Source organism: uncultured Oceanicoccus sp. (genome assembly GCF_963968385.1).
Classification (GTDB): domain Bacteria; phylum Pseudomonadota; class Gammaproteobacteria; order Pseudomonadales; family Dasaniaceae; genus Oceanicoccus.
The window spans coordinates 1-5,118 of record NZ_CAXAHB010000095.1 but is presented as its reverse complement, the minus strand read 5'-3'; the positions used below and the strand labels follow the sequence as shown (position 1 = coordinate 5,118).

The following is a 5,118-nucleotide window of genomic DNA, read 5'->3' as shown; positions in this document are numbered from 1 at the left end:
CCTCGGCAATATCGGGCTGTTTAACCGGCTCGATGTCAGTAATTTCATCCACAACCACATCCGCAACCTTGTCAGCAACCTTGTCGGCAACTACAGCTTGCACACTGGGCCGAGCAGCTAGCTCAACTTGCTTTTTCACCACTACGGTTGGGATTTGAAGCTTTTTACTAACAACGGGCTCATCTACCATCACCACTTCGGCCGGCTTTTGATCGCTGCCATGGTATAACCATAGGCCGATCAGCGCCGCGGTGAGAATAATGATCACGGTTTTATGCGCGACAGGAATACCAAAACGATGCTTGGGCAAGTCAGTACTCTCTGCAACCGTTAATAAGGAGGGTACTAACTGATTGACCTTGACTAAATTACCCGCGCAACGCTCATGTAATACGGCGAGCTGATCATTGCTGAGCGGGAAATCACCCATATAACCCACGGAGCGTAGCAGGCCCAGTATATAGTCGCCCGTTTCCCGCTCTATCAGCGGCGCCAACTCGACTAATTTTAATTGCTGTTGATGAAATGAGGCTGACTTTAACCGTTGCTCCAGCTGATATTCACCAGCCATTAATAAACAAATATTGCCATCGCCCAGATCAACCAGTTGCCGCAGAAGATCATAGCCTGCCATGGAAAGCTCATGCGCCTGATCAACCGCCAACATAATGGGCTCAGGCTCACCGTCAATCACTAAGCCAGACTGCAGGGCAGCAAAAAAATCGGGCTGGCTAACGGGAGCAGGCAGTTGGAAATTAAGCTGTTCACTAAGCGACTCGAGTAACTGCTGGGCAGAACCGGTTTCCTCGGCATTGATAAAGCAGCAATCCATCACCTCTTCAATCAGCACACAAGCCTGATCAAGCATGGTTGAAGTACCGCAACCGGGGGCGCCGACTAACAGCACGGTTTGATTACCAAAGCAGCTAAAGTGAACCAACTGATCTAACAGCTGGCGGCGCATTGCACCGGGGTAAAAATAATCAGATTCAAAATCAACAGCAAAAGGATCATCCTCTAGATCGAGGCGCTGCACATAATGTGTAGCATCATAACTGGCTGTTTCAGTCATTAGGCATTCCTGTTGCTCAATCTCTGATAAAAAGGGAATATCGTTACCATTAAGGCGCAACGCCCGCCTCGACTAGGATATCGCGCAGATCCTGCTCTGCAATATCGCTGGTAATAATCGCCTCGCCCATTTGTTTTAGTAACACCAAACGCAAACGCCCATCTAGCACTTTTTTGTCGACCGCCATTATTGATAGGAATTGCTCACAGGTCATCGCCGGTGGTGCCACGGGCAACTTCGCCCGCAACAACATACTGCGCACACTTTCAACATCTGCAGCGCCAATCCACTGCATCTTTTCTGATAGCCGAGCCGCTAACAGCATACCTGCCGCAACCGCTTCACCATGTAACCAGTTGCCATAACCTTGTGCCGTTTCTATAGCATGACCGAAGGTATGGCCTAAATTAAGGATGGCTCGCACACCCGCTTCACGCTCATCGCTGGCCACAACTTTGGCCTTGTTGTCACAGGAGCGATAGATGGCTTCGGCCAGCTTGGTTTGATCGCAGGCTAACAAGTCTTCTATATGCTGCTCTAACCACTGGTAAAATTCAGCGTCGCAAATCAAACCATATTTGATGACTTCGGCAATGCCTGCTGAGAGTTCCCGTTGAGGCAAGGTGGTCAGGGTCTGGGTATCGGCTATAACACATTGCGGCTGGTGAAAAGCACCAATCATATTTTTACCCAGCGGGTGATTCACTCCAGTTTTACCACCTACGGAAGAATCTACCTGAGATAACAAAGTGGTAGGGATTTGGATAAAGTTAACCCCACGCTGGTAGCTGGCCGCGGCATAGCCGGTCATATCACCAATAACACCGCCGCCCAAAGCCACTAATGTGGTGGTGCGATTATGCTTGTCTTGCAACAGCTTATCGTAAATAGCGCTCAAGACTTCCAGCGATTTATGCTGCTCACCATCCGGTAAAATCAATTCTGAATAATCTAAATCCGACAAACTCTCTCTGATGATTTCTAGGTAAAGAGGGGCTACCGTGTCGTTAGTCACCACCAGAACCTGGCCACCGGCTATATGATTAAGCAGCAATTCCGGCTGGCTCAGCAAGCCCTCGCCGATATAAATCGGATAGCTTCTATCACCTAGATCGACACTGAGCGTTTGCATGATATTGTCTAGCTTTGGAATGGTTTGAGGATGGGATATTTAAACACACTCGATCTTAAAAGATAAACCGCCAGACCAACTTTCACGCCGATAATATCCGGATCAGTTCTTGCGCAACGGATTGCGGGCTGCGACCATCGGTATCGATGGCATAGTCGGCAATTTCTTCATAGAGGGGATGACGCTGGCTCATCAGATCGGTCAATACTCGGCGGGGCTGCTCGGCATTAAGTAAAGGGCGTTTTTTATCCTTTGCTGTACGTCGCACCTGTTCATCGATTGATGTCATCAAATAAACCACTCTGCCTCGATTGACTAGAGCTTGACGATTTTCCGGTCTCAGTATAATGCCGCCACCGGTTGCCAACAGGGTTTTATCCAACTGCGTTAACTCATCCAGCACCGCCGCTTCACGGTCGCGAAAACCAGCCTCGCCTTCCATATCAAAAATCCATGGGATATCAACACCACTGCGGTCTTCAATTTCTTTATCGGTATCTTTGAAGCTCAAACGAAGATCAGCGGCCAGCAGGCGTCCGATGGTGGATTTACCAGCGCCCATAGGGCCGACCAGGAATAGATTGGAGGAGGATTTCATATTTTTTTAATTAAGCATCAAATTGGGTTTAATTATTTAGCCCCTAGTTTATAAGAGTATCAGCCAAAATTCTTGGGGTAATAAAAATTAAAGTTTCAGTCTTTTCCTGTGCCACTGAGGTTTTGGTGAATAAACGGCCCAGATAAGGAATATCACCTAAGCCAGGAACCTTAGACTCAGACTCAACATCAACAAGTCGGAAAACGCCGCCCAGAACAACCGTTTCGCCATTATTCACCAGCACTTGCGTGGTTAACTCGGTGGTATTAATGGTCGGCACATGGCCGCCATGCCCAGAGGGCACCAGTTCACCGATAGAATCCTGATTAATTTCCAACTTCATAATGATACGATCATCAGGGGTAATACTGGGTGTTACCTGTAACTTTAACACGGCTTCTTTAAAGGCGACCGTGGTTTCGCCGTTGGCTGAAGATTGCTGATAAGGCACTTCTGAACCGGCCTTGATCATAGCTTGCTGCTTGTCACCGGTAATCACTTTTGGCTGTGAAACAATCTCGACGCGACCTTGTGATTCAAGCGCATTTAATTCCAATTGCACAATCACATCTTGGTTAACAAAACCGACGGCTAGACTACCGGTAGGATTGGCAACGCCCAAATCAACATTTAATGCATCGGGTGAAAGCACCGCCTTTTTCTGGTTATTGCCCTGAGCCAGTTCCAAATTGGCCTCACTAACCGAATTTCGGCTATCGATAATCGACTTGGTGTTACCACCGAAGAATAATTTATCGCCACTGTTAACCTGATTGATACCTGCAACGCCCCACTGTATCCCCAATTCTTCATCAAAGTTGGCGTTGACCATAGCGATGCGGGCTTCAACCAACACCTGACGAACAGGGGCATCCAATAAAGCCACTACGCGACGAATTTGTTCTAACTTCTCGGCAGTGTCGGTCACCAATAATGCGTTAGTGCGCTGATCAACCACTGTACTGCCACGAGATGACAACATGCTGGCGGTCGAGACTTTATCGTCTTCACCCCTGTCGCTTTTAATAAACAACTGATGTATTTCGCCAGCCTCGGCATAACGAAGTGGGATATATTCCGTTTGCAACGGAGATAACTGCTGAGCCTGTTTATTATTTTCTATTTGCTGACGCTCTCTTTCAGTAATTTCAGCCGCTGGCGCAATCATCAATACATTACCATGCTGACGCTTATCCAAACCTTTGGTTTTTAAAATTAGATCCAAGGCCTGATCCCAAGGTACATTTTGCAATCTTAGGGTAATGTGGCCTAGCACGGTATCACTAGCGACAAGGTTAAGATTAGTAAAATCAGCAATTAACTGTAAGGCCGCGCGCACTTCAATATCCTGAAAGTTCAAAGATAACTTATCACCCACATAAGCAAATTCTTTTTTCTTAGGTTCAAGATCTTCAGCAGTTAGCGGCTTAACACTGACTATATATTCGCTATCGGTTTGATAAGCCAGATAATCAAACCTACCATAAATATTTAGAGCAAAGCGTGCGCCTGCTTCGTCAGATTGTGCGTCAATAGACTGAACCGGTGTCGCAAAATCACTGACGTCATAGTGGCGCTGTAAACGCTCGGGCAAGCTGACATCAGAAAAAGCTATGTGGATAAAATTATTCTCAACAGAAATATCAACGCCGGCCTTGGCCTTGGCGAGCTTGATCGCCAAAAAACCTTCACCCTTATCATCACGCTTAAAATCGATATCGACAATTTCATTGGCTGTAGAATCTATTGGCTCTGGGGACGGCACTGATAAATGGGTGTTATTCTTGCTGGGTTTTAAATATTCGCGAATATCTGAATCGGCCACATCAATCGACAAGCTTTTTCCGTCAATCCGAGTTTGATAGCCAGCCGAGTTTATCAAATTTAAAATGATACGAGTGCGACCGGCGGACTCCAAAACGATAGCACTACTGGCATTATCATAAGATAGGGGGAATTTTTTCTGCTCTAAGTGGCTAGCAACGCCAGCGAGATCTAAGATGATTCTTGCCGGATTTTCAATGTTATAGCTCTTGGGCTCTGGTGGCACCGCATCAAAATTCAAACGAACTTGAAAACCACCCTCAGATTGTGAATTAAATTCAATATTGGTCAAATTAATATCTGCAGCCAAAGTTACGCCGGCAAATAATGCGGTCAACATTAACAATAACAATTTCAACATAGATAGCGCCCTAAAAATCCTTTTTATCAAGCTCAACTATCGGCAGGTAATACCGCTAAAACTTGCCACTTATCCCATTCATCCTATTCATCCTATTCATCTAGGACTTTTAACCTAATCGTTATTGGCCT

4 protein-coding genes are annotated in these 5,118 nt (G+C 46.4%); all 4 read right to left on the bottom strand.

What is annotated here, in order from left to right; genetic code table 11:
* A partial coding sequence (locus AACP44_RS08350) for an ATP-binding protein (protein ID WP_339340070.1) occupies positions 1-1,072 on the bottom strand: 1,072 nt, incomplete at its 3' end.
* 49 nt (positions 1,073-1,121) lie between these two features.
* Positions 1,122-2,204 carry a 3-dehydroquinate synthase gene (gene aroB, locus AACP44_RS08345; protein ID WP_339340069.1) on the bottom strand — a complete coding sequence of 361 codons (1,083 nt, stop codon included), beginning with the start codon at positions 2,202-2,204 and terminating at the stop codon, positions 1,122-1,124.
* A gap of 82 nt (positions 2,205-2,286) precedes the next feature.
* A complete protein-coding gene (aroK, locus tag AACP44_RS08340) occupies positions 2,287-2,802 on the bottom strand; it encodes a shikimate kinase AroK (protein ID WP_339340068.1) in 516 nt (171 codons plus the stop codon).
* Positions 2,803-2,845: 43 nt separating this feature from the next.
* Positions 2,846-4,987 (bottom strand): type IV pilus secretin PilQ, encoded by a 2,142-nt coding sequence (gene pilQ, locus AACP44_RS08335; RefSeq protein ID WP_339340067.1) that lies wholly within the window; start codon positions 4,985-4,987, stop codon positions 2,846-2,848.
* Positions 4,988-5,118: the final 131 nt, after the last annotated feature.